The organism is Microbacterium sp. ZKA21, assembly GCF_050434165.1.
In the GTDB taxonomy this organism is placed as follows: domain Bacteria; phylum Actinomycetota; class Actinomycetes; order Actinomycetales; family Microbacteriaceae; genus Microbacterium.
Map to the genome: position 1 here is coordinate 32,797 of NZ_JBNPVV010000011.1, position 24,264 is coordinate 57,060.

Sequence of the window (24,264 nt, forward strand, 5' to 3'; positions counted from 1 at the left end):
GCAAGAAACCTCCGCTTGGAAGTTCTTGCCCTGCCCGATCGTCAGCGCCGACGCGCTCCCACCACCAGTGCGATGGATGCCGCGGCTCCGACCGCGCTAGCGCCGACTGCCATCCAGAACACCGTTCCGTAGCCGGTTGCGGAATCCGTGGCAGTCGCCGCCAGCACCGCGGCGACCACCGGTGCCGCTGCCGCCGAGCCGATCGTGCGCACGACGCTGTTCAGGCCGGTCGCGGCTCCCGTCTCGGCGGCGGGCGAATGCTGCATCACCAGCTGGGCGCAGATCGCGTACCCGATGCCGTTGCCGAGTCCCAGGATGGAGAAGCCGATGATCACGGCGAGCGGGACGGTCGGCCACACGGCGAGTCCCACCGCGCCGACGCCCATCACGATCGCGGAGATCAGGCCTGCGGCGCCCGCGCCCCAGCGGGCGGCCAGCGCCGGCGTCATCCGCCCGCCGAGGAAGACGAGAACGGCGCTCGGGAACATGGCCAGTGCGGATGCCGTCACCGACAGCCCGTGTCCGTAGCCGGTGCCGGCCGGGGCCTGCATGAGCGGGGGGAGCGCGATGTAGCAGACGTAGGGCACGAACCCGACGGCCAGCGTGAGGATGCTGATGAGCACGAGTGGGCCGTGGCGGAAGGTGCGGACGTCGACGACGGGAGAGGGCGTGCGCACCTCGACCAGCACGAGCGCGACCAGGAGGAGCAGGCCGAGAGTGCCGACGCCCAGCGTGAGCGGCGAGACCCAGCCCCATGCCGAGCCCTGCGACACGGCCAGCAGCACGCCGACCAGCCCGCCGGCGAGGAGGACGATCCCCGGCCAGTCCGTGCGCTTCGCGACAGCCGGCGCAGCGCCGCCGGGAACCTGCACGATCACGAGGAGCGCGGAGAGCGCGATGAGCACCGCGCCGATGATGAACAGCCATCGCCACGAGAGCGCGTCCACGATCACTCCGCCGACCACGAGCGCGATACCGGCGCCGAGGCCGATCATCCCCGGGATCCAGCCGAAGGCCGCTGCCAGCCTCGGGCCGCTGAGCAGCGTGCGAGCCAGGGCGAGCGCCAGGGGGAATGTCGCGGTGCTGATGCCCTGCACGACGCGCGCGACCAGGAGCACGGTGAGGTTCGGTGCGGCCGCGGCCGCCAGTGTCGATGCCGCGAAGACGGCGAGTGCGATCAGCAGGATCCGGCGATGCCCGAATCGGTCGCCGAGATTGCCCACGACCGGTGCGAGCACAGCGCCCGAGAGCAGGAAGGCGGTGAGGATCCAGCCGGTGCCCTGCGCGTTCGCACCCAGGTCGGCGCCGACGGTCGGCAACGCGGGAACGACCAGCGTCTGCATGAGCGAGAACACGAACACGGCTGCGCTGAGGGCGAAGAGCACCGCGCCGGGGCGTCGTGGTCTGGGCTGCGGCCGGGCCACCGGGACGCTGTCGGTCGGGAGTTCCTCGTCGAGGATGCTGGGGGTCACGGTGCCTGCTCGTCTCTCTGTCCGCCACTTATCGGAACGGAACCTTCGTTCCGATAAGAATAGCACCGTGGTCGCGTTACAGTGGTCCGGTGCCAGAACCCGCAGCCCACGAACGCCCGTTGCCTGGCAGACAACGGGAAGCCCGCTCGAACGACATCGCCGTGCTCGCCGCGGCGCGCGAAGTGCTCTCGGCGCAGGGGCACGACGCATCCATCGCCGATATCGCCCGGCACGCCGGAGTCGGCGTCGGGTCGATCTATCGGCGATACGCGACCAAGGAGGCGCTCGTCGAGGCGCTGCATCTGCACGCCGTCCGCGAGGCGGCCGCCCGTGCGCACGAGCTCGCTCGCGAACTCGAGGAGGACATGTCGGCCGATCGCGGAGGCGTCACGACCTTCCTCGCGCGCCAGATCAGTGGTGCGAGCGGTCCGCTCCTGCGTCCGCCCCGCATGGCGGGCCCGATCCCGGCGGAACTCGCCTCGGCATCCGATGAGCTGCGCGCGGGCATCGACCTCCTGATCGCGCGCGATCGGAATGCGGGGATGCTGCCGGCCGGATTCACTCCCGCGGACGCCATGCAGTTGCTCCAGCACCTGCGTCCCGCGCTGCCGCTGCCGAGGAACGAAGCGGATGCCCTGCATCTGCGGTATCTCGATCTGATCGACCGGGGGCTGCGCGCGCAGGCGGCAGAGGGCGTCGTGCTCTCGGACGGTCCCGACTGGGACGACTGGGTCGGCGCCTGGCACGGCTGATCGCTCGGGCGGAGAACGGAGCACCTGCGCCGCGCACGCGCACGCACAGGGACCTCGTCGATCGGGACCTCACCCCCGCGGGATGATTCCCGGTGTCCACCGTCGGCACGGGTGCGAACATCCCCCCAGACGCATCCGATCGGGGGAGGGAGCCCGTTCATGATCGGCACTCGCGCTTCGCTCGCCCCCGCGCAGTACGGTCCGGTGGAGCTCACGGTGATCTCGCTGCGGGACCCCGTGCCATCCGCCGCCGTGCTGCACGCGCTCGCCGCCCAGGTCTCCGAGGGCGTGGTCAGAGTGCTGGATTTCGTGGTCCTGTCGCGCAGCCGCACGGGCGCCGTGTCGGTCGCCGAGATCGATCTGGACGGCTTCGCCCTCGTCGGGCTCGAGCTGCACGCCCCCGGGCTCGCGGGGGACGAGGACCTCACCGCGATCGCCGAGCGGATCCCGATCGGCGGGTCCGCCGCGGTCGTGGTCCTCGAGCTGCTGTGGGCGAGCGATCTCGCTGAGCAGCTCGCCCACGAGGGGAACGCGGTGATCGTGGCCGAGCGCATCCCGGCATCCGTCGTGAACGCGATCGCCGAGCTCGCCGACGTCGACTGACCGGCCTCAGGCGAACAGCCGTACGGCCTCACGACGGGACGCGACCCCGAGTTTCCGGTAGATCGCCCGCTGATGCGTCTTGATGGTGTTGATCGAGACGCCGAGGCCGGCCGCGATCTCCTGCATCGTGCGCGTGGTGCGCAATTGCGCGAACACCTCGCGCTCGCGCTCGGAGAGCACCTGGAGCGAGCCGCTCGCGGTCTTCGGCGCAAGGCAGGACGTGATGAACTCCTCGTGCTTCGTCCCCCACGCGAGCTGCTCGGTGAGCACCTGGCGCACGTCGAGGCCGCCTCCGGCGAACGGACGGCGCAGATCCTCGGCCACGGCGATCTCGAGTGCATCCTCGATGACGTCGTGGGCCTGCGAGAGGCGGTCCGCGCGCCAGTGCAGGACGCCTTCGACCAGCATCCGGCTGACGCGGACGTACGAGATCGCGTCGTAGCGCTCGATCCGGCGCAGCATGTGCAAGGCGACCTGCGGGCGCCCCATGCGCTCGGCGACGCCGGCGAGGATGACCGTGACCAGCGGCAGGTCGTCGGCATCCTCGTACTGCGCGACGATCTTCAACGCCTGCTCACGACGTCCCGTCGCCTCGAACAGGACGGCGAGCGATGCGTGCCGGAACGCCGGCCACGACACGCCCTGCTGCACGGTCTGCGGCAGGGACTGCAGCTCTCGTGCGGCGTGCTGGCACGCGTACGGATCCCGCGTCGCCGCCGCGGTGAAGGCGAGCATCATCCGCGCGACGCCGGCGAACGATCGGTTCGACCCGCCGCTGCGGGCGGCACGGGTCAGGTCGGCGTGCGCGCGTTCGAGATCATCGCGCCAGTACGCGGCGAAACCCGATGCCGTGGCAGCGCTGCCGCCGGCGTACGCGGCCCATGCCGGTTCGTCCGGCCGCTCGACCGTGCTGGCCAGGACGTCGGCCGCGCGCGTGAACCGGCCGGCCCACGCGAACGCCATCGCCTGGTGGGAGAGCGCGCGATGTTCCAGGGCAGCCTGTCCCGATGCTCTGGCCTCCACGGCCGCCGAGGCGAACAGCTGGACGATCATCTCCGGCGAGGTGCGGTGACGCAGCTCCGACCAGCCGAGCAGATACAGCAGCGCCGCTCGATCGCCCGAGGTCGCGGCTCCCGTGCGCTCCAATCGGTGGCGAACCCTCTCGGCGGAGCGCGTGAGGTCGGCCCTGTCATCGAGGAGGAACAGGTCGGCGCATTCCCGGATCTCGGCGTAGCCGTCCGGCCCGTCGCCCTCGAGAAGGGAATGCGCCCTCGACGCATAGATCTGCGCCACATCGCGATTGCCGATGACATCCTGCGCGCACGAGCGCATGAGCAGGACTCGGGGGTCGTCGGCGTACCCATCCGGAAGCGCCGCGCACCACGCCTCCAGGGCGTGCGCCTTGGAACCGACGGCGAGCCCGACCCAGTGGCGGGCGACGAGGCGCACCGCCGCCTCGCCGGCACCTGCGTCGACCAGGTACTGGGCGGCGGACAGCGGATCCTCGTCCTGCAGATGCGCGGCGGCGATGCGCAGCACTTCGGCGCGTCGCCCTGGCCTGTGCTGATCGAGGAGAGCGCTGAAGTGACGCGCCGCGGCACCGTGCCATCGGAAGGCGGGCCCCGATGGGGTCTCGAACCGGTCCAGGAAGAGGCCCATGTCGGCGCACTGCTCGAGCAGGGCGCCGCCGTCGGCGTCGGCGGAGATCGCCGAAGCGAGCCCCGGGGTGAGGGCGACGCACACCGACGTGTCGAGGACGAACTCGACGACGTCGTCGGGAAGCGCGGAGAGGACATGATCATGCACATATCGGCGCAGCAGCGGCTCGTCGGTGCCGTCGACGGCGCCGGACGAGCCACCGCTCAATTGCACGAATCGCAGCGCGACGGGCCAGCCGCTCGTCTCGGCGAGGATCGCGTCCACGTCGACGACCTCGTCGGCCGACCCGTAGAAGGACATGACCTCGTCGCGAGTGAACACCAGGTCACGGGGCCGGATGATGCAGGTCGACTGCGTCACGGCGAGGCGGCTCAGCGCGATCTCGACATAGCCCGTGCCGACGACGATCACCTGCAGCTGCTCGCACTCACCGCGGATGAAGGCGTCGAGCATCCCTTCGGACAGGGCATCCTGCGCGCGGTGCGCATCGTCGACGACGAGGGTGATCGGCTGCTCCAGCTGGGCGAGCGCCGCCGAGACGATCTCGAAGGCGAGGGATTCGTCGATCTCGTCCGGGTGGATGCCGAGCAGTTCGGCGAGCTCGGTCTGGCCGGTCTGCAGGGCGAGCGCCTGCAGAGCACGGAGCACGCTCACGTTCAGGTGCGCACGGTCGGTGTCCCAGGTGCCGAGGGTGAGCCAGGCCACGTGTTCCGGTCGCGATGCGGCCCATTCGACGACCGCCGAGGTCTTGCCGTATCCGCTCGGTGCGACGATCATGACCGTCGGATGCGCGGCCAGCCGTGCATCGATCAGCCCGGCCAGACGCGGTCGCCGCAGGTATCCCGGCTGCTGCGTCGGCGGCCGGAACCGGATGCCGCGGGCGCGGGTGGAGACGGATGGCGGGGGGACCATGCCCTCAGTATCTCAGCGGATGCCGATCGGGACGTCCGACCCGCCTTCGCGCGTCATGCGTGCGCCCATCTGCACCAGCTGCGGTTCGGCGGCGAACCCGCCGGCGAACAGCGCCTGCCCCTGCTGGAACTTCGGCGCCCGCTCCAGCAGTTCGGAGGGTGCGAAGCCGAAGATCTGACCCAGCTCGTCGAGATCGCGCGTCGAGCTCATCTTCATCAGAGCGAGGTTGTCGCACTGCGAGATGACGTTGGGGTGCAGTTTCGACGGGCGCTGCGTCGACAGCAGCAGCCAGATGCCGTACTTGCGGCCCTCGGCAGCGATCTGCACGATGCGCTCGGTGAGGGCTCTGGCCAGCGGAGTGTCGGCGTCGGGGGCGGCGAGATTGTGCGCCTCGTCGATGACGACGAGGCGGCCGGTGCGCTCGTGGCGTTGCGCCCAGAGCTGATCGAGCACGGCCAGAGCGGTGGTCTGCAACTGCGCTGCCGAGTCGAAGCCGCCGAGATCGATCACGGTCGCATCAGGCACTTCGTTGACGACGTCGGTCACGTCATGACGACCCCACGCCCACAGGTCCCAGTCGAGGACGCCCAGGTTGTGCAACCGCAGCGCGAGCCGGTGCATCATCGGATTCTCGTGATTCTCCAGCCACTCCGCCAGCCGACGGTCGTCTCCGAACGTGTACTCGGATCTGATCTGCAGCATCGCGTTGTACTCCTCCGCATCCAGCACGGGGTCCAGCTGCAGCACGGCCGCACGCGAGCGGATGTCCATGTCGACGAAACGCACCCGCAGTTGGTCGTCGCCCTCTCCGCCGGGGCGGAGGACGCGGACGTCGCGCGACGACAGCTGCGCCGCGGCATCCTCGGGCGCCGAGTCCTGCGGGGTGTCCAGGTGCACGAAGTCGGAGTTCGGGTCCAGGATCACGAGCGGGAGCCGGGTGTGCAGCATCACCTGTTCGAGGACGACGCCGAGTGCGTAGGTCTTGCCCGAGCCGCTCTGACCGCACCAGAACGTGTGACGGTTGAACTTGAGTGCGCGCAGGTACGCGGGGTCGGACGAATCGAGAAGGGTGCCGATCGGCATCTCAGCGCTCATGACCGCCATCGTATTCGGTGCCTCGAGTCCTGATCGCATCGAGCGCTTCGTCGAGCGAGTCGCCCAATCGCCGCCGCAACGGGAAGATGTTGCCCTCTCCGATGATCGCCCCGACGCCGGTGGCCTCGAGCTGGTGGGCGAGTCGCGGTTCGACGCCCGTGATCATCAGGGTGGCGCCGTACCGGCGGAGTTCGGCTGAGTAGTCGCGGATCATCGTGAGGAATGTGACGCCGAGCTCTTCCGTCCCCCGCAGACGGATGACGACGGTGGCCCCGGCGGATGCCGCGGTGGCGGCCGGCAGCTGCGCGCGGAACGACTGCGCCGAGGCGAAGAACAGGCTCCCGTAGGCGGTGAGGATCACGGTCTCGCCGGCGGGCAGCTCCGCTGGAGGCGCCACTTCGCGCGGATGGAAGCTGTTGTCGTCGAACATCCAGCGCAGCACGCGGATCCGATTGGACTGCCGGGCGATGTGCATCACGATCGACAGCCCGACGCCCGCGAGCACGGCGTACTGCAGCGGGATGAGGATGGTCAGCACGAACGTCACCAGGAACACGGCGATCTGCATGGTGCCGGTGCGCCACACCATGGCGATCTGGTGGAACTTGAACGTGCGGGCGCCGATGAGGATCAGGAGCGCGGCGAGCGCCGGCATGGCCACGTACTCGATGAGCGGACCGCAGGCCAGCAGGGTCACGAGCATCACGACGCCGGCGGTGAGATTGGCCAGCGCCGTCTTCGCACCCGCCGCACGGACGAGCGACGTGGCCGACATCGAGCCGCCGACCGGCATGCCCTGCAGCATCCCCGTCGCGATGTTGGCGATGCCCTGCCCGCGGAAGTCGGCCGAGGCATCCGGATAGGTGCCGTCAGGGTTGGGGATGGAGCCCGAGATCGCCGCGCCCTGCACGAGGCCGACGAGCGCCAGCGACAGCGCGGGGACCAGCAGCGACAGCACCAGCAGCGGGTCGGGCAGCGAGATGCCGGGCAGGGACCGCGTCACCTCGGCGAGGTCGCCGACGGTCGCGACCGACTGGTTGGGCATGAGCAGGGCGGCGGCCGAACCGACCACGACGGCGACGACCATCGCGAGCGCCCCGATCCTGGTGCGCTCCAGCAGCAGGATGATCGCGGCCGTCACCGCGCCGACGATGAGCGACGGCCAGCTGAAATGCGCCATGCCCAGGAGGCTGTCCAGCGCCCGGACGAGTCGGTTCACCCCGGTGCTGCTGAACCCCGTGAGGTTGTCGAGCTGGCCGAGGATGATGTTGATCGCGACCGCATTCACGAAGCCGATCAGCACCGCGGTCGGGATGAACCGCACGAGGCTGCCGAGTCGTGCCAGCCCGAGGCCGAGCATGATGAGGCCGGCCATCACCGTGAGCGTCGCGATCGCGGTCGCGGCGAGCGGGCCCTGCATCTCGGGGACGTCGGCGAGGATCACCGACATCGCGCCCGTCGCCTGCACGCTCATGAACACCGAGCCGGTCGTGAGGGCGCCGGCGAACGTGCCGATCATGTACGCGTTCAGCCCGTACAGCGGACTGACGCCTGCAAGGACACCGGCCGCGAGGCCGTCGGGCACGCTCTCGACGCCCAGCGCGATGCCGGCGATGAGGTCCTTGCGGAGCGTCTTGCGGCCGCCGAAGCGGCGCAGGTATCTCTGCGCGGGTGCCGGAATCCTCATCGGGGGATCAGACCGCGGCCCGCTCCGGCTGGTCGGCCGCGGCGGCGGCCGTCGCGGGTTCCGGACGCCGCAGGACCTCGATGAGCAGCAGCAGCACGAGGACGCCGACCAGGGTCCAGATCACCCCGCCGATCGTGATCGGTCGCGAGAGGAACAAGATGGCGACGGCGCCGAGCACGATGATCACGCGCAGGGCCGTCGCGGCCTTGTCGAGGAATGCCCCGAAACCGCCGGTGCTCAGGCCGTAGCGCTCGGCTGCGCGTCGCAGCGTGTTCTCGGCGTCCTGACCGATCCGTCGGATCTTCCGCGCGGGACGCCAGGGGCCGCTGAACCAGGCGCCGACCGTGATGAGCAGAGCCAGAACCGTCAACGCGACGAGCGTCGAGTTCATCAGCTCGATCACCTGGTCGAACACGACGGTGGCGGTGGCGGAGGGCATCACGGATGGACTCACCGCGCCGATGAAGAACTGCTTGCCGATGCCGAGCCCGCCCAGCAGCGCCAGGAAGGCGATCGTGAGTCCGGCGCCGGTGACGACCACGGCCCTGGGTCGCTTGATCGACAGGGCGATGCCGATCACGAGCAGCCCGAGCACGACCCACGGCAGCCAGTAGCCGGCGGCCGTGGCCACCTGGTAGAGCGTGCGGATCAGCCCGAACGACTCGGCCGTCGCGATGGGGATGCTCTTCTCGATCGCCGGGATGGCCTCGGCGAAGCCGAACCCGTTCTCGACCATGTAGTCCTTGACCTTCTCGACGACGACGCCGAGGTCGATGGCGATCGTGCCGTCGTCGCTGAGGGTCACGGCCGTGCCCTCCTGCCCCTGGATGATCGCGATCGCGCGCGAGTGCGTCTCGCGCAGGGTCGTCTGCCAGACATCCGCGAAGACGTCGGAGGTGACGACCCTGTCCACGGCGTCTTCGATCAGGCCATGAATGCCCTGGGCTGCGGGAACCGTGAGCAGCTGGATGGCGCTCTCGGCCCGCGGCGGCAGGTCGAGCTGGGTCAGGCCGTCGGCGAGGTCGTCGACGATGCCCTGGATGTCGAGGTTCTCGTCGATCGCGACCATCGCCTGATCCGAGATGTACGACTGCACCTGCGGGTTCTCGGCGAGCGGCGCGAACGTGGCGACGAACCGATCGGTGTCGACGAGCTGGACGCGCGCCCACGTGCCGAGCACGGCGATCGGGGCGAGCAGCACGGCGACCACGAGCAGGACGCCCGCGACGATGCTCCGACCGTGCACGCGGCGGCGCCGCGGCTTCGCGGCGCGGAGCGAGTCGTTCTCGGCCTCGAGCGCTGCGATCTTCGCCTGCAGCTCTGCGGTGTGCGTCTCGGTGGTCATGCTTCCCCCATCGCTGTCTGCGGATCGCGCCGGCGGTCCGTGCTCCACTGTGCCGGTGCGCGCACCGTCACGAGCGCCGCTGTCATCCCTCACGGGTGAGCGTAGCGCTCCGCAGCACCACGAGCTCCCTCGTCGACCGCGTCATCGCGACGTACCGGTCGACGGCGCCCTCTATCCCGTCGCCCCACGCGTCCGGATCGAGCAGCACCACGAGATCGAACTCGAGTCCCTTCGCCGTCTCCGGTGTGAGCGAGAGCACACGAGGCGGCGTGGGCCAGTGGTCGATGCCGATCACCGCGGCCGTGCCGTCCTCGTTCGTCGCAAGCCAGGAGGCGAGCAGATCGTCCAGATCGGACAGGATGCCGTGGCGCACCGGGACCCCGCTCTCGCGGATCGAGGTCGGAACGTTCGCATCAGGGATCGCCGCTCTGATGACCGGCTCGGCCGCGGCCATGATCTCCGCGGGCGTGCGGTAGTTGACCGTCAGGGACGACACCCGCACATCGCGCAGCCCCACCAGCGCCAGATGCTCCTCCCAGGTGTCGGTGAAGCCGTGCCTGGCCTGGGCACGGTCGCCGACGATCGTGAAACTGCGCGACGGGCAGCGCGCCAGCAGCATCTGCCATTCGGCATCCGTCAGTTCCTGCGCCTCGTCGACGACGATGTGCGCGAAGGGCCCGGCGAGCGGATCGGCGGTGAGTTCGGGCAGCGTGCTGTCGTCGTCGAGCGAGTTGCGCAGGTCGTCCCCGCGGAGCATCGACATCAGACCCAGGTCGTTGTCGGAGCTGGCGATGAGGTAGTCCGCGATGTCCTCGCGGTACGCCCGTTCGGCCGCCCGCTGCGCGTCGCGCTCCCGCCGGACCCGCTCGGCGGTCGGGTCGCCGACCAGTCGGCGCGCGGCATCCAGGAAGGGCAGATCGGATGCCGTCCACCGCGCGCCCTCCGCCCTGTTGAGCGCGGCGATGCCGGCATCGGGAAGCCACGGGGCGCAGCGCTCCAGGAAGGCGGCATCCGACCAGAGTGCAGCAAGCAGCGCCGTCGGCTCCAGCAGCGGCCACGCCCGATCGAATGCCGAAGCGAGACGGCTGTTCTCCGCCATCGCCGGGGCGAGCAGCCGCTGCGGCACCCGTGCTCGACGCGACAGGATCTCGACGAGCGCGCGCCAGATGTCCGGGCGGGCGTCGTCGTGCGCGGTTCCCGGTTCGACGGCATCGAACGCGTCCGCCCAGTCGTCCGGCGTCAACGGGATGTCCGCCCATTCGGTCTCGACCAGGAGGTCGTGCTGCGGCGGCTGCTCGTAGGCGCGAACGGCGTTCGCCACGGCATCCAGAAGCCGGGCATCGGCCTTCAGCGCCGCGGTGCGGGGCTCGGACTCCGCAGCCGCGGCGGCGCCCTGCGGCACCAGATCGCGCAGCGTGCAGGTCTGCACGCCGTCCTCGCCGAGGCTCGGCAGCACGTCGTCGACATAGGCGAGGTAGGGCTCGTGCGGACCCACGACGAGCACGCCGCCACTGCCTCGCGCGATGCGCGGCTCGGCGTAGAGCAGGTAGGCGGCGCGGTGCAGGGCGACCACCGTCTTGCCGGTACCAGGGCCGCCGTCCACGACGAGCGCGCCGTCGGACCCGGCGCGGATGATGGCGTCCTGGTCGGCCTGGATGGTGGCGAGCACGTCGCGCATCCGCGGGGATCGGCTCGCGCCGAGGCTCGCGATGAACGCGGACTGGTCGTCCAGCGCCGCCCGGTTCTCGAGCCCGTCGGCGGTGAACACCTCGTCCCAGTAGTCGCTGACGCGCCGGCCGGTCCAGCGGTAGCGCCGGCGGCTGATGAGCCCCATCGGGTCGCCGTGGCTGGCCGCGAAGAACGGTGCGGATGCGGGCGCCCGCCAATCGACGAGGAGCGGATCGCCCGCGGCATCCGACAGCCCGACGCGTCCGATGTAGACGGCGGGGCCGCGCTGGGGGACCATGCGCCCAAGGCACAGATCGATGCCGTACCGGCGCAGGACGTTCAGTCGCGCGTTCAGCCGGTGGATCTCGAGGTCGCGCTCGACCGCCGCGCCGCCGACGCCTGCCGGGGAGTGCCGCACCGCATCCAGGCGGGAGGATGCCGAGGCGACGGCTTCCTCGAGTGCGGCGGTGATGCGCTCGAAGTGGCCGATGTCGCCCTGGATGAGGGCCGGATCCGCCTTGGCGGCAAGGCGGTCGGGAAGGTCGAAAACGGGGTGTGTCACGCAAGCTCCGATCGGGTGCCCGCCGGGTATCGGCTGGTGCGACGGACCAGTATGCGCCTGGTGGGGGCCCTTGCCGCAAGCCCCCACCCCTCCGGTATCCTGGAAGTGCGGGCAGGGTCGGCACCTGGGAGACTGGACGTATGCACGCCTCCCGTCCGACGGAACCGAAGTTCCAGCGCAACGCGCTCGCTCCGGGCATCCTCGCCGCGATCGCCCTGTTCCTCTCGCCGCTCGTCCCGGACGGGCTCGGCGCCACGATCGTCCGGTTCGTCGTGGCGATCCTGGCGCTCATCGTCGCGTGGTTCGCCGTCCAGGCCGGGCAGTGGTGGTGGACGATCGTGTTCCTCGCGGTCGCTGTGTTCTGGAACCCGATCGTCGCGGTCGAGGTGGACTACGCGGTGTGGGCCGTCGGCGGTGTGATCGGGGCGCTGCTGTTCCTCACCGCTGGCGCGCTCATCAAGAACCGGAGAGTCGAGTCGTAGCAGTGGAGGCTGTTCTCCGGTTCCGCTCCCGGAACGTGGGGCGAGTCGAAGAGACGTGGCGGCAGTTCGTCCCCACGGCGCAGTTGCAGCGTGCGGAGCCGCGGGACTTCCGCTTCGACTGGGCGTCGGCGACTCTCCCTGGGCTCTCCGTCGTGCGGTACGAGCTCGCGGCGGGCGTGACCTCCACGGTGGCACCGAGCGGTCAGCTGCTCGCGTGCCGTGTGAGCGGCGGAGGCGCGCGGGTGGGCACCGGGGAGAAGTCGCTCGCGCCGGACACCGCATGGATCACCGACGGGCGCCCCATCACGGCGCACTGGGACGGACCGGCGACGGTCCAGGCGCTGATCTTCGACCGCGACGGCGCGCAGCGCGCGGCACGCCAGATCTCCGGCGACGATCGTCTCGAACTGACGGTGCACGACGCGGCGGCGCTGGACGCCGCGTCCGGCGAGCTCTGGAACCGCACGTTCGACTACCTCCTGGGGGCGCTCTCGTCCGCTGCGTCCAGCGATGCGCTGGTGTTCGCCGCGTTGCAGCGCCATGCACTGAACGTGACGCTCACCGCGTTCCCGACGAACTTCCGCGACGCGATGGAGCTCTCGCCGCAGACCAGGGCAGCACCCGCCGCGGTGCGCCGTGCGCTGGCGTTCATCGACGAGAACGCGCACCGTCCGATCACCATCGACGACGTGGCGCTCGCCGTGCACATGTCGACGCGAGGACTGCAGCGCGCGTTCCAGCGCGCGCTCGGCACGACGCCGCGTGACGCGCTGCGGCGCGCCCGTCTCGCCGGCGCCCGCCGCGACCTGATCCGAACTGCTGATCCGGTGGCGGTGATCGCCCGACGGTGGGGGTTCTCGCATCCCTCCCGATTCGCGGCGTACTTCCGCGCCGAGTACGGCGTGCTGCCCGGAGCGACGGCACGCCCCGACGCATGAGCCCGATGACCGCGCCGAAGGCTGCCGTGTGATGACAGTCCGCGCACCATGTGCGTCGGCAGATGGATACCTGGCCGGTCCCTGCGCCCCGCGCGCTCGCCCTGGCTCTAGCGTCATCCCATGGGACAGCTGTACTACGGCGACGAGGCGAAACCGATCCTCATCGAGGATCGGGCGCTCGCGCATCTGAAGGTCGTCATCGCGACGAAACTGCGTCGCAATGAGAGCTTCACGCTGTCCTGGCGGCATCCGGAGGGTCAGCCCGCGGGGCGGTCGACGCTCTGGCTGCATCCGTCCATTCCGCTGCGTTTCGTGTTCGAGGAACCGGAGCCGCCGGAACTGAGTCCGACGTGGATCACCGACCTGGCGAACTCGGCGAACTCCAGCGGCGGGATCACGCTCATCGAGGAGCATCTCGAATCTGGGGACTGACAGCCGCCGCGGGTGAGATCCTAGAGGGATGAGTTCTCCCCGGATCGAAGCGAGCACACTGACGGACGCCGAGGTGCTCCGGCTCAAGGCGGACTTCCCGATTCTCGGGACGTCCGTGAACGGGCATCCCCTCGTCTATCTCGACTCCGGCGCGACGTCGCAGCGGCCGCTCGCGGTGCTGGATGCCGAACGCGACTATCTGCTGAACCTCAACGCCGCCGTGCACCGCGGCGCGCACACGCTCGCCGCCGAAGCCACCGAGGTCTTCGAGGATGCCAGGGCGACGGTCGCCGGATTCGTCGGCGCCGACGAGGGCGAACTCGTGTGGACCTCGAACGCCACCGAGGCCGTCAACCTCGTCGCCTATGCCATCTCGAACGCATCGATCGGTCGCGGGGGAGTCGCCGCCGAACGGCTGCGGCTCGGCCGGGGCGACGAGATCGTCACGACCGAGATGGAGCACCACGCGAACCTCATCCCTTGGCAGGAGCTCGCGGCGCGCACCGGTGCGAACCTGCGGGTCATCCCGGTCGACGACGACGGCGCGCTGCGACTCGACGAACTCGACGAGTACATCACCGAGCGCACCCGTCTGGTCGCCGTCACGCACGTGTCGAACGTGCTCGGCGTGATCAACCCCATCGAGCGCCTCGTCGCCGCGGCGCATGAGGTGGGAGCGCTGTTCCTGCTCGACGCGTGCCAGTCGGTGCCGCACCTGCCCGTCGACGTGCGCGAGCTAGATGTCGACTTCGCGGTGTTCTCCGGGCACAAGATGCTCGGCCCGACCGGCGTCGGCGCGCTCTACGGGCGCCGTGCGCTGCTGGAGGCGATGCCGCCGTTCCTCACGGGCGGGTCGATGATCACGACCGTGTCGACGACCGAGGCCGAGTACCTGCCGCCTCCGCAGCGCTTCGAAGCCGGGACGCAGCGGGTCTCGCAGGCGATCGCGCTCGCCGCAGCGGTGCGCTACCTGGACGGCGTCGGAATGCCGCGGATCGCCGCGCACGAGGCCGAGCTCGGGCAGCGTCTGGTCGATGGGCTCGGCGCGATCGACGGCGTGCGGGTTCAGGGTGCCGGGATCGACCTACCGCGCGTGGGGCTGGCGAGCATCGACGTCACCGGCATCCACTCGCACGACCTCGGCCAGTTCCTCGACGACCGCGGCATCGCGGTGCGCGTCGGGCACCACTGCGCCCAGCCGCTGCATCGCCGACTCGGGGTCACGTCCTCGACGCGGGCCAGCACCTACCTCTACAACACGGCCGACGACGTGGATGCCGTGATCGACGGCGTCGCTGCGGCCATCGACTTCTTCGGGAGGATCCGATGAGCTCATCCGATCTGCAGAACCTCTATCAGGAACTCATCCTCGACCATTCGCGCACACCGCACGGCTACGGGCTGCGCGATGAGGTGCCGTCGCAGTCGCATCAGGTGAACCCGACCTGCGGGGATGAGATCACGCTCCAGGTGCACCGCGCGGACGACGGCACGATCGAGGCCGTCGCGTGGGAGGGCCACGGCTGCGCGATCTCGCAGGCCTCCGCCTCGCTGTTCGCCGAACTCGTCGAGGGGATGCCGCAGGTCGAAGTCGAGCGCCGCATCGACGTGTTCCGTGAAGCCATGCGCTCCCGGGGCAAGATCGAGCCCGACCCCGAACTGCTCGGGGATGCGGCGGCGCTCGGCGGGGTGTCCCGCTACGTCGCACGCGTGAAGTGCGCCATGCTCGCGTGGGTCGCCGCGGAGGACGCGCTGCGCAAACTCGACGCCTGACGATGCTCAGGCGTCAGCTGTCTCGTCTCGACGCCGTGGCGCCGGCCTCTCCGCGGGGATGCCGCCCGAGAACAGCAGCGAGAGCAGGCTGATCCCGATCAGGCCGACGAAAGCCACGCGCAGCGATGCCAGCTGCGACTGGCGGTAGATCTCGGTGAGCGCTGCCGCGTCGTCTTCGTCCAGGCCCGCGTCCGTCGCCAGGCCGTCGACGTCAGTGGCCGGCACGATCGTGACCCCGGCCTCCGTCGCGGCGTAGACGACCGCCCTCGTCTCTTCCGGGAGGCTGCTGGCCGCCACGCCGGAAGCGAACGACGTCGACAGGGCCCCGATCAGCACGGAACCGATGAGCGCCGTGCCGAGCGACGAACCGAGGTTCTGGAAGACTCCCTGCAGTCCGCCGACCTCACTGGTCTGTTTCTCCGTGACACTCGACATGTTGACGTTGCCGAGCTGAGAGGCCAGCAGGCCCAGGGCGCTGCCGGCCAGGAACATCCCGAGGGCGAACAGGCCGCTGCGCAGGTCCTCGGTGGTGGCCCCGAGCAGCAGCAGCGCGCTGCCGACGAGGACGAGCTGACCGATCCGCACGATGCGTCTGGGCGAGAACCGCCTCGACAGTCGCGTCCCGATGATGGAGAACAGGATCAGCGAGATCGACAGCGGGAAGATCTTGATCCCGGTCTCGAGCGCATCCAGCCCAAGCGTCATCTGCAGATACACCGGCACCATGAAGAACAGCCCGGCCGTGACGGCGTACTGTGCACCGAGCACGGAGAGTCCGCTGCGCAGCGCAGTGATCGAGAACAGCTCCACATGCAGGAGCGGAGACCGGCCGTGCGCGATGAGGCGTCGTTGACGCCCGACGAACAGGGCGAGGAGCACGCCGCCGACGCCGATGCACCAAGCGGTCAGGGAGACGCCGAGCGGTGCCAGGGGTGCGCCGGCGAGCACGGGGACGTGCAGCGGAATGATCCAGCCCCAGGTCTTGCTCTGCAGCATCCCGAACACGACGAGGACGAGCCCTGCGGAGGACAGGAGGATGCTGAGGAGATCGATCCGCACCCGCTGACGTTCGCTCGCGTCGGTGATGATGCGAGCGAAGAGCACGACACCGACCATGATGACGACTTCGGCGACGAAGACGTAGCGCCAGTCGAAGTAGGTCGTCACGAACCCGCCGATCAGCGGACCGGCCGCGACCGCGGCACCGGACACCGCCCCGATCGCGGCGAATGCGGTGACGCGGTCGCTTCCCCGATAGTTGTCCGCCACGAGGGCGGCGATCGCGGGGATCACAAGCACGGCGCCCAGCCCCTCGACGATCGACCAGCCGAGGAACAGCGTCTGCACGTTCGGGCTCAACGCCGTGATGAGCGAACCGATCGCGTAGATGCAGGAGCCGATCACGAAGGCGCGGCGTCTGCCCCAGACGTCACCCAGCTTCGCTCCGAGCAGCATGAATGCCGCCATCGTCAGGGTGTAGAAGGTGATCGCGGCCTGCATGGCAGCCACACTCGTGTCGAGGTCGGCGACGACGGTGGAGATCGAGACGTTCATGACCGTCCCGTCCAGGACCATGACGAACTGGGCCAGGCCGAGCACGATGACGACGTTCCATCTCTTCACGATGCATCCTTCATCGGCCGTGTGGACCGGGGGTCGGGTGGCGCGATGTCCGCCGGCTTGCGTGCCCCTCGCATGATCCGGGCGACGGCGGTGATGAGGAAGAGCTGACCGGTGATCGCTTCTGCGACGGCGACGCTCTGCACGCCGGGGCCGACGGGAACGATGTTCCCGAAGCCGGTCGTCGTGAGGGTGGTGAACGAGAAGAACAACTGTGCGGACAGCGAATCAGGACTCGTGTCGCCGAAGATCGGGTCTTCGCCCGTGAGGCCGATCAGGTTGCGTCACCGCGACCGTGATGAGTTGGACGAGAAACGCGATCGGGCTCGGATCCGTCGTGGACTGCGCTGCGCACAGACCGTAGGAGATGACGAGCAGAACGAGAACCAGCCAATAGCCGGTTCGCCAGCCTGATCCGGGTCCGGAGACGATCTCGATCCACCTGCGCATCACCCCACGGCCGCCCGTCGTGCCCTGTTCCATGCTCGCTCCTCGCTGCCGGTGAGTGTGGCGAGGCTGTCATCGGCGATCTGAGGCGAGTATCGCAGTACGGCGGCGCGAGTTCCAGATGCGCTCACGAAGTCATCCGGACGCATATGACCTCGTGTTGCGCCGCATGAAGCGGCATGTCGCGAGCCCGTGACGGCATCCGGCGCGGCCCAGGATGCTGGGGCCATGAGCAATCTCGTCAGCCCGGCGCAGCTGATCCATCTTCAGCGACGCGCCGAACACGGTGAAGGCCCGGTGGTGCGGGTCCTCGATGTGCGCTGGCGCTTGGACCGACCGGAGGGCCGGCCCGAGTACGTCCGCGCACATCTCCCCGGAGCCGTCTACGTCGATCTCGACCACGAGCTCGCCGACCGCGGACAGCCGGAGCGGGGGCGGCATCCGCTTCCGTCGGCGGAGCAGTTGCAGGCCGCCGCGCGCGGTTGGGGTCTGCACGTCTCCGATATCGCGGTCGCGTACGACGACAACCGCGGCGTCGCCGCGGCGAGGCTGTGGTGGCTGCTGCGGCGTGCGGGTGTCGACGTGCGGGTTCTCGACGGCGGCATCCGCGGGTGGGTCGCCGAGGGCCTGCCGCTGGAGTCCGGGGACGTGCTGCCCGAGCCGGGCGACGTCGAGCTGGCCGCGTCGGATGACGGGCAGATCGACCTCGAGGACGTCGAGGCGTTCGCGCGCACGGGAGTCCTGCTGGACGTGCGCACTCCGGAGCAGTACAGCGGAGTGCAGAGTTCGCTCGACCCGGTCGGCGGGCACATCCCCGGGGCGGTGAATCTGCCGGCCATGGCGGTGCTGGACGGGGACGGGCGACTGCGGCATCCGGATGCCCTGCGTCGCGTCTTCGCCGGCGCAGGGGTGCGCGCGGGTGTGCCGGTCGCCGTGTACTGCGGCTCCGGGATCGCGTCGACGCACACGGTGCTCGCGCTCGAGCACGCCGGCATCCAGGCCGTGGTGTATCCCGGTTCGTGGAGCGAGTGGTCGAACCGTCGCGGGCTCCCCGTCGCGGTGGGCATCCTCCCGAACGGGCGACTCTCCGCCGTGTGAGTCTGTGGACGGGCCATCGGCGCAGGGCGCAGGATGGACTCCGTGACCGTCCGCCTGGAGCCGCTGCCCCCCGACCGCTTCGATTCCTGGCGCGCCGCCGTGCGCGAGCGCCTGATCCGGCGCCGTCGGGACTCCGGGCTGCGCCCAGGAGCGGATGCCGATGAGCACGCAGACGCGATCATCACGCAGATGCACCAGGCGGGCGCGGAGAGCCGGGCATCCGCGGTGCTCGGCATCCTGATCGACGAGGTCGAAGTGGGCACGACGTGGCTGAGCCTGCCGGGGGAGCGCGCGTACCTGATCGACGTGCACGCCGAACGGGAGCTCGAGCGGCACGAACGCGATGCCGTCATGACGCTGATCGAGCGCCTGGCGCGCGAGACCGGTGCAGTCACGCTCTCGGCCGATGCCTTCCTGGGCGACGAGGAGACGCGCAGCCTGCTGGACGGACGAGGGTTCGAGGCGTCGTCGATCCAGATGCTGCTCGAACCGCTGCCGGACCGCACGGACGCGGATGAGCACGTCGACGTGGCGCCGATGTCGCGTGAGCGGTTCGAGCGATTCGCCGCCGATGCCGAGCGGGGCTTCGCCGAGGAGCTCGCGGCCACCGGGCGCATCTCGTTCGAGGACGCCGCCGCCGAGGCACGGCGTCAGTTCGGTGTCGAGCTGCCGGATGGCGTCGACACCGACGGGCAGCAGCTCTTCACGGCCGCGGTCGACAGCGAGGAGGTCGGCGTGCTGTGGCTGAGCCGGCGCGTGCGCGACGGCGTGCCGCACGGCTTCATCCTGGACATCGCTGTGGATGCCGCGCACCAGCGCCGCGGATACGGGCGCGCGCTCATGCTCGCGGCCGAGCGGGAGACGCGGCGGATGGGCGCGGCATCCCTCGGCCTGCATGTGTTCGGCGGCAACACGGCGGCGGTCGCGCTGTACGAGCAGCTCGGCTACCGGCGGGTCCAGGAGCTCGTGGTCAAGACGCTCTGAGGGCTTTGGGATACCAGAGTGGTGCGATCCCCGGGCAGGTGGGAGAATCCATCCATGACAGGGGGCTCGGAGCTCGAGTCGGTGCGCGTGACACGCGTGCTGCGCGAGGACATCATGCTGGGCAGGCGCGCCCCCGGTTCGCGTCTGGTCGAGCGCGACATCGCCGCCGAGCTGAACGTCTCCCGACTTCCCGTGCGCGAGGCCATCCGCGTCCTCGTCGGGGAGGGCATCGTCATCGCCCGCCCGCGGACCTGGGCGGTCGTCCGGGAGTTCACCCAGCGCGACATCCAGGATTTCGCGGAAGTGCGCGAGGCGATCGAGACGCTGATCTTCGCCTTCGCCGCCGAACGCCACGATGACGAGCAGCTGGCGCAGCTTCGGGCGGCGCTCGCGCGTGAGCGTGCCGCTGCGGCGGACGGAGACCTGATCGCAGGTCGCGCCGCCGCCGGCGAGTTCCACGAGGTCGCGTCGAGCATGGCCGGCAACGACATGCTCCGCGAACTCGTCGGCGTGTTCATCACGAGGCTGCGGTGGCTGTTCGGGCAGCACCAAGACCTGGACGGCATGCTGGCCGAGCACGAGAAGCTCTACGACGCGATCGCCGCGCGCGACGTCGAACTGCTGAGCGAGCTGGTGCCGCAGCATCTCGCCCGTGGCAGGGCGGCCGCCGAACTCCGGCTGCTCGACACCAGCCGGGTCGTCGACTGACATGGGGCGGATCGGGGTGCGCTTCGTGCCGTTCGCCCTGTGCGTGCTCGGCGGACTGCTGCTGGTGTGGGGTGCCGCCACCGTCGTGCAGGCCGACCAGGAGCACCCGGTCGGGCACGGGCTTCAGGCCGCGGTGCGCTCCGCCGACCTGGGGTCCGCGGACGAGGACGTCCGCGCGCGTGCCGTGATCGCGGAACGCGAAGCGGCCGCGGCGTCCCACGCCGCCGATCGCCCTGAGGGCGCTCCGAGGGGGGAGCGGGTGCTCGCGGCATCCTCAACCAAGGCATCCGGAGTGGACGGCTACGCACGCGTCCGGGCGGCCCTCGATCTGGTCGGCGGCGGGGATGTGGGCCTCGAGGAGTCCTCGTCCTGCGCCGGCGGCACGGCCGCGGCCTGCGCGAACAGCAACGGCTACATCAAGTACCGCTCTGATGTGGCGACCTGGAGCGACGATCGGCTGAACTGGGCCATGGCGCACGAGCTCGCGCACATCCACCAGTTCCAGGTGTGGGGCGCGCTGAACGACTCCGACGGATACCACCGCCTGTTCGGCGGGGACCCGGAGTTCCTGGCGAATTGCATGGCGCTGGTGCGCGGGTACGCCGGCGCCGTCGGATGCGATGCGGATCAGCAGGCCTGGGCGTCGGCCATCTGGGTCGGCGCCGTCCGCTGACCGGTACGATCTCAGGAGGGAGGTCGACGTGGGTCGGACAGCGGATGCCATCGCGGAAGGCGTGGCGATCGCGACGGCTGCGACCCGGTTGGCGGTCAAGAACCACATCCTCGTCGGCACCATCGCACAGGGTGGGGTGTTCGACACGGATCGTTACCTGCAGGACGCCCGCGAATCGCTCCTGGCGATGGCGAAGGAATCAGAGGATGCCGCGGCGCTGGTCACCCAGCTGCGCAAGCGGGCGCGGGGCCGGCATTCCGATCCGTCAGGCACGCACGACTACCGCGACCGCGATGTGCGCAATCTGCGCCGTCGCGCCCGGCAGTCCACCGGCGTCGCCACACGGCTGCGGGCGATGGCCGAGGACGACGAGAAGATGCTCGCCCTGGTCGAGGAGGCGCGCTCGGCCGCCTGGGCCGACGTGCGCCACAACCTCGACCGCCGGCTGCGGGTCGAGGGGATGCGACCCGATCAGGACCCGGATTACGACACGATGCGCGAGGCGCGGATGCAGGCGCTGCGCCTCGTCGATCTGCAAGCGCTCTCGTCCGAGCAGCGCGCTCGCCGCAAGCGCGAGTCAGAGGCGGCATCCGAGTCCGCCTGACCCGCGCCCGCCGGTTCTAGGCGTTGTCGACCAGGCCTCGATACTCGCCGTAGCCCTCGGCATCCAGCTGGTCGGCGGGGATGAAGCGCAGAGCCGCGGAGTTCATGCAGTAGCGCTGGCCTCCGGCAGAGGCGGGGCCGTCAGGGAACACGTGGCCCAGATGGCTGTCGGCTCCGGACGAGCGCACCTCAGTGCGCGCTGACCACAGGGTGCGATCGGTGCGGGTCGTCACGGCATCCGCGTCGATCGGGCGGGTGAAGCTCGGCCATCCCGTGCCGCTGTCGAACTTGTCGGTCGACGAGAACAGCGGCTGTCCCGAGACGACGTCCACGTAGATGCCCGCCTCGTGGTTGTTCCAGTACGCGTTGCGGAACGCGGGCTCGGTGCCGTCCTGCTGGGTGACGCGGAACTGGTCCTCGGTCAGGGCGCGCAGGGCCTCGTCCGTCTTGCGGTACACGTTCGACATGATCTGTCTCCTTGTCCGACGTTGCTGGCTGCGACGTCATCTGAGTCAACGTCGCGTGAGCCGGATCTGGTCCCTCGGACCTGGGAGCGCGCTGTGACTTGTCATGAGCATTCCGGACCGAGGACAGGGTCGGAGTACGTAGTGCGCGTGCGTCGACTACGTACTCCGACTGCTTCACAACTCGATAGGCGGGATCACTCCCCCTCGTGCAAGGCACTCGGGTTGACTGGGAGCCACCGCAGGTTCGATTCTGGCCGGCGTGCGGCACCCGCGCATGCGGCGTGTGGCCGTCGAGCCAGGGGGCGTCATCGCAGCACACCCGCACGAGAACCGTCCGACGATCCTCTACGTCCTGTCGGGAACGTTCCTGGAGTTCGCGGCCGATTCCGATGTGGCGGTCGAGCGCGTCGCCCCGCGATCGTGCTGCCGACGACAGAGCACTGGTGGCGCAACGCCGGAGATGAGACGGTGGTCATCATCGGTGCGGATCTCTTCGATCCGATGAACGATCCATCGCGGGGATGAGGAGGAGAGCGAATGGCTGTGATCTCTCGCGGATTCGGCGCCCATCGCAGGGCGAGCGATCCGAAGCTGCCGCCGGGGCAGTTCCTGACGGAGGATTTCCCTGTGCTGTCCGCCGGCCCGACTCCGCGGATCGAGACCGAGGACTGGACCTTCGGCATCCGTAACGAGGTCGGGCAGGTGATCTCGTGGACGTGGGACGAACTGCACGCGCTGCCCATCGAGGATGTCCATACGGATATCCATTGCGTGACCCGCTGGTCGAAGCTGGGCACGACCTGGCGAGGCGTGTCGCTGGACACCCTGTTCGCGGACACCGACACGGCGGCGTCCTACGCGATGGCCCATTCCTACGGCGGCTACACGACCAACATCGCGCTGGACGATCTGCTCGGCGGACAGTCGTGGATCGCGTTCGAGTTCGAGGGCGAACCGCTGGATCCGGAGCACGGCGGCCCGGCGCGACTCATCGTGCCGCACCTCTACTTCTGGAAGAGCGCGAAGTGGATCAGAGCGCTGACGCTCATGGACGAGGACGCGCCGGGATTCTGGGAGCAGAACGGCTACAACATGCACGGCGACCCCTGGACCGAGGAGCGCTATTGGTGACGGTCGGGGGCTGGCGTCCGGCGCGGGTGATCGAGACGCGCACGCAGACGCCTTCGGCCCGCAGCATCCGACTCGAGGTGCCGGGGTGGCCGGGAAACCTCGCAGGGCAGCACGTCGATATCCGGCTCACCGCTGAGGACGGCTATCAGGCCGTGCGATCGTACTCCGTGGGGTCGTACGGACCGAGCGAGACCATCGAGCTGGCGGTGGACGAGGTCCCGGACGGCGAGGTCTCGCCCTACTTGGTGCGCGACCTGCGGACCGGCGACGAACTCGAAGTCAAAGGACCGCTGGGGCAGTACTTCGTCTGGCGTCCGGAGTCGGCCGGCCCTGTTCAGTTGATCGCGGGAGGCTCGGGAGTCGTCCCGCTGATGGCCATGGCGCGGGCGGCAGCGGATGCCGGGACGGGCGCATCCGTGCGGGTGCTGTACTCCGTGCGCAACCCCGACGATGCGATCTACCGCGACGAACTCGTTCTCGCTGCGGATGCTGGAGTGGACGTGCGCTGGGTCTACACGCGATCGGCGCCGCCGGAGTGGGATGGCGTGGTCGGACGTGTCGATGCGGATGTTCTGCGGTCGAGCATCTGGCCCGCCGACGAGCAGCCCGCCGTCTTCGTCTGCGGGCCGACGGGTTTCGTGGAGCACGTCGCGGACATTCTCGTGCAGCTCGGGCATGATCCGGCGCGCGTGCGCACCGAACGATTCGGAGGTGGATGATGAGAGCCGTGAATGCGTCGACGGTCGTCGACGGCAACGCGATAGCGGGCATGCTGCTCGACATCTTCGGGGCTGATGTGACGGCGCTGTTCGGCACCTGCGCGGGGTGCGGGAGCGAGGCGTGCTTCGCCGAGGCGGTCGTGGAGCTCGATCGGCAGATCGCGATCGTGCGGTGCCGATCCTGTACCCGCACGCTGTTCACGGTGCTGCATGCGCAGGCGGATCCGCGGCTCGTGATCGGGGCGCTCGGCGCGATCCGGGCGTGATGCGGTCTCGATTCGCTCCGGCGCTGATCCTCATGTATTCTTGACGACGGCCCGGAAAGCGTTCTGCCGAACAGGCCATGCGCCCGTAGCTCAATGGATAGAGCATCTGACTACGGATCAGAAGGTTAGGGGTTCGAGTCCCTTCGGGCGCACACTGTGTTGAGACAG

Annotated in this window: 24 protein-coding genes and 1 tRNA gene; 16 read left to right on the top strand and 9 right to left on the bottom strand. The window is 69.7% G+C overall.

All coding sequences use genetic code 11. The features are described from left to right. Positions 1-41 precede the first annotated feature (41 nt). Entirely contained in the window at positions 42-1,472 is a 1,431-nt protein-coding gene (locus M2317_RS18140; protein ID WP_429462649.1) for an MFS transporter, read from the bottom strand. 89 nt (positions 1,473-1,561) lie between these two features. On the opposite strand from M2317_RS18140, the gene M2317_RS18145 reads away from it, so the two are divergent. Further along, entirely contained in the window at positions 1,562-2,224 is a 663-nt protein-coding gene (locus tag M2317_RS18145; RefSeq protein WP_429462651.1) for a helix-turn-helix domain-containing protein, read from the top strand. Between the two features lie 159 nt (positions 2,225-2,383). After that, positions 2,384-2,827, top strand: a complete 444-nt coding sequence (locus M2317_RS18150; protein WP_429462653.1) for a DUF6325 family protein — start codon at positions 2,384-2,386, stop codon at positions 2,825-2,827. A 6-nt stretch (positions 2,828-2,833) separates the two neighbouring features. On the opposite strand, the gene M2317_RS18155 is transcribed toward M2317_RS18150, so the two are convergent. The 5 genes from M2317_RS18155 to helR form a co-directional block, all read right to left on the bottom strand. Further along, positions 2,834-5,398, bottom strand: a complete 2,565-nt coding sequence (locus M2317_RS18155) for a LuxR C-terminal-related transcriptional regulator (RefSeq protein WP_429462654.1) — start codon at positions 5,396-5,398, stop codon at positions 2,834-2,836. Positions 5,399-5,410: 12 nt separating this feature from the next. Further along, positions 5,411-6,493: an ATP-binding protein gene (locus tag M2317_RS18160; RefSeq protein WP_429462656.1), complete on the bottom strand. Its 1,083-nt coding sequence runs from the start codon at positions 6,491-6,493 to the stop codon at positions 5,411-5,413. Continuing rightward, positions 6,483-8,180 (bottom strand): SulP family inorganic anion transporter, encoded by a 1,698-nt coding sequence (locus tag M2317_RS18165; RefSeq protein WP_429462658.1) that lies wholly within the window; start codon positions 8,178-8,180, stop codon positions 6,483-6,485. The genes M2317_RS18160 and M2317_RS18165 overlap by 11 nt, the downstream gene beginning before the upstream one ends. 7 nt (positions 8,181-8,187) lie before the next feature. Beyond that, on the bottom strand, positions 8,188-9,525 hold the full coding sequence (locus tag M2317_RS18170; RefSeq protein WP_429462660.1) for a hypothetical protein: 1,338 nt from the start codon (positions 9,523-9,525) through the stop codon (positions 8,188-8,190). Between the two features lie 82 nt (positions 9,526-9,607). Beyond that, entirely contained in the window at positions 9,608-11,755 is a 2,148-nt protein-coding gene (helR, locus tag M2317_RS18175; protein WP_429462662.1) for an RNA polymerase recycling motor ATPase HelR, read from the bottom strand. Positions 11,756-11,895: 140 nt separating this feature from the next. Here helR and M2317_RS18180 point away from each other — a divergent pair, with 140 nt between their 5' ends. The 5 genes from M2317_RS18180 (at position 11,896) to sufU (ending at position 15,380) form a co-directional block, all read left to right on the top strand. Further along, positions 11,896-12,237, top strand: a complete 342-nt coding sequence (locus M2317_RS18180) for a DUF6804 family protein (protein WP_429462664.1) — start codon at positions 11,896-11,898, stop codon at positions 12,235-12,237. A gap of 35 nt (positions 12,238-12,272) precedes the next feature. Beyond that, positions 12,273-13,175: a helix-turn-helix transcriptional regulator gene (locus M2317_RS18185; RefSeq protein ID WP_429462666.1), complete on the top strand. Its 903-nt coding sequence runs from the start codon at positions 12,273-12,275 to the stop codon at positions 13,173-13,175. Positions 13,176-13,295: 120 nt separating this feature from the next. Beyond that, positions 13,296-13,607 (top strand): hypothetical protein, encoded by a 312-nt coding sequence (locus M2317_RS18190; protein ID WP_429462668.1) that lies wholly within the window; start codon positions 13,296-13,298, stop codon positions 13,605-13,607. 28 nt (positions 13,608-13,635) lie between these two features. Next, complete coding sequence (locus tag M2317_RS18195) at positions 13,636-14,937, top strand: cysteine desulfurase (protein WP_429462669.1); 1,302 nt, start codon at positions 13,636-13,638, stop codon at positions 14,935-14,937. Further along, positions 14,934-15,380 carry a Fe-S cluster assembly sulfur transfer protein SufU gene (sufU, locus tag M2317_RS18200; protein ID WP_429462671.1) on the top strand — a complete coding sequence of 149 codons (447 nt, stop codon included), beginning with the start codon at positions 14,934-14,936 and terminating at the stop codon, positions 15,378-15,380. The genes M2317_RS18195 and sufU overlap by 4 nt, the downstream gene beginning before the upstream one ends. A 6-nt stretch (positions 15,381-15,386) precedes the next feature. Here sufU and M2317_RS18205 read toward each other — a convergent pair whose 3' ends face one another. Together M2317_RS18205 and M2317_RS18210 are read right to left on the bottom strand one after the other, a co-directional pair. After that, positions 15,387-17,003 carry an MFS transporter gene (locus M2317_RS18205; protein WP_429462673.1) on the bottom strand — a complete coding sequence of 539 codons (1,617 nt, stop codon included), beginning with the start codon at positions 17,001-17,003 and terminating at the stop codon, positions 15,387-15,389. Continuing rightward, positions 17,000-17,212, bottom strand: coding sequence for an ion channel (locus M2317_RS18210; protein ID WP_429462675.1), 213 nt, complete (start codon positions 17,210-17,212; stop codon positions 17,000-17,002). The genes M2317_RS18205 and M2317_RS18210 overlap by 4 nt, the downstream gene beginning before the upstream one ends. A 463-nt stretch (positions 17,213-17,675) precedes the next feature. On the opposite strand from M2317_RS18210, the gene M2317_RS18215 reads away from it, so the two are divergent. From M2317_RS18215 to M2317_RS18235, 5 genes are read left to right on the top strand one after another with little or no spacing between them, the layout of a single operon-like run. After that, a complete protein-coding gene (locus M2317_RS18215) occupies positions 17,676-18,545 on the top strand; it encodes a sulfurtransferase (protein WP_429462677.1) in 870 nt (289 codons plus the stop codon). A gap of 42 nt (positions 18,546-18,587) precedes the next feature. Beyond that, entirely contained in the window at positions 18,588-19,529 is a 942-nt protein-coding gene (locus M2317_RS18220) for a GNAT family N-acetyltransferase (protein ID WP_429462679.1), read from the top strand. 54 nt (positions 19,530-19,583) lie between these two features. Next, entirely contained in the window at positions 19,584-20,237 is a 654-nt protein-coding gene (locus tag M2317_RS18225; RefSeq protein ID WP_429462681.1) for a GntR family transcriptional regulator, read from the top strand. A 25-nt stretch (positions 20,238-20,262) separates the two neighbouring features. Further along, positions 20,263-20,910, top strand: coding sequence for a hypothetical protein (locus M2317_RS18230; protein WP_429462683.1), 648 nt, complete (start codon positions 20,263-20,265; stop codon positions 20,908-20,910). A 28-nt stretch (positions 20,911-20,938) separates the two neighbouring features. Further along, positions 20,939-21,514 carry an asparagine synthase gene (locus M2317_RS18235; RefSeq protein ID WP_429462684.1) on the top strand — a complete coding sequence of 192 codons (576 nt, stop codon included), beginning with the start codon at positions 20,939-20,941 and terminating at the stop codon, positions 21,512-21,514. Between the two features lie 16 nt (positions 21,515-21,530). Here M2317_RS18235 and msrB read toward each other — a convergent pair whose 3' ends face one another. Continuing rightward, complete coding sequence (msrB, locus tag M2317_RS18240; protein WP_429462686.1) at positions 21,531-21,980, bottom strand: peptide-methionine (R)-S-oxide reductase MsrB; 450 nt, start codon at positions 21,978-21,980, stop codon at positions 21,531-21,533. Between the two features lie 537 nt (positions 21,981-22,517). Here msrB and M2317_RS18245 point away from each other — a divergent pair. The 4 genes from M2317_RS18245 to M2317_RS18260 all read left to right on the top strand — a co-directional run bounded on the left by M2317_RS18245 (position 22,518) and on the right by M2317_RS18260 (position 24,248). Continuing rightward, the gene (locus tag M2317_RS18245; RefSeq protein ID WP_429462687.1) at positions 22,518-23,111 is read left to right on the top strand and encodes a sulfite oxidase-like oxidoreductase; all 594 of its coding nucleotides are present in this window, start codon (positions 22,518-22,520) and stop codon (positions 23,109-23,111) included. Continuing rightward, complete coding sequence (locus M2317_RS18250) at positions 23,108-23,830, top strand: FAD-binding oxidoreductase (protein WP_429462689.1); 723 nt, start codon at positions 23,108-23,110, stop codon at positions 23,828-23,830. The genes M2317_RS18245 and M2317_RS18250 overlap by 4 nt, the downstream gene beginning before the upstream one ends. Continuing rightward, positions 23,830-24,096 (top strand): DUF6510 family protein, encoded by a 267-nt coding sequence (locus M2317_RS18255; RefSeq protein ID WP_429462691.1) that lies wholly within the window; start codon positions 23,830-23,832, stop codon positions 24,094-24,096. Before M2317_RS18250 ends, M2317_RS18255 begins: the two co-directional genes overlap by 1 nt. 79 nt (positions 24,097-24,175) lie before the next feature. Continuing rightward, a tRNA-Arg gene (locus M2317_RS18260) sits at positions 24,176-24,248 on the top strand. Positions 24,249-24,264: the final 16 nt, after the last annotated feature.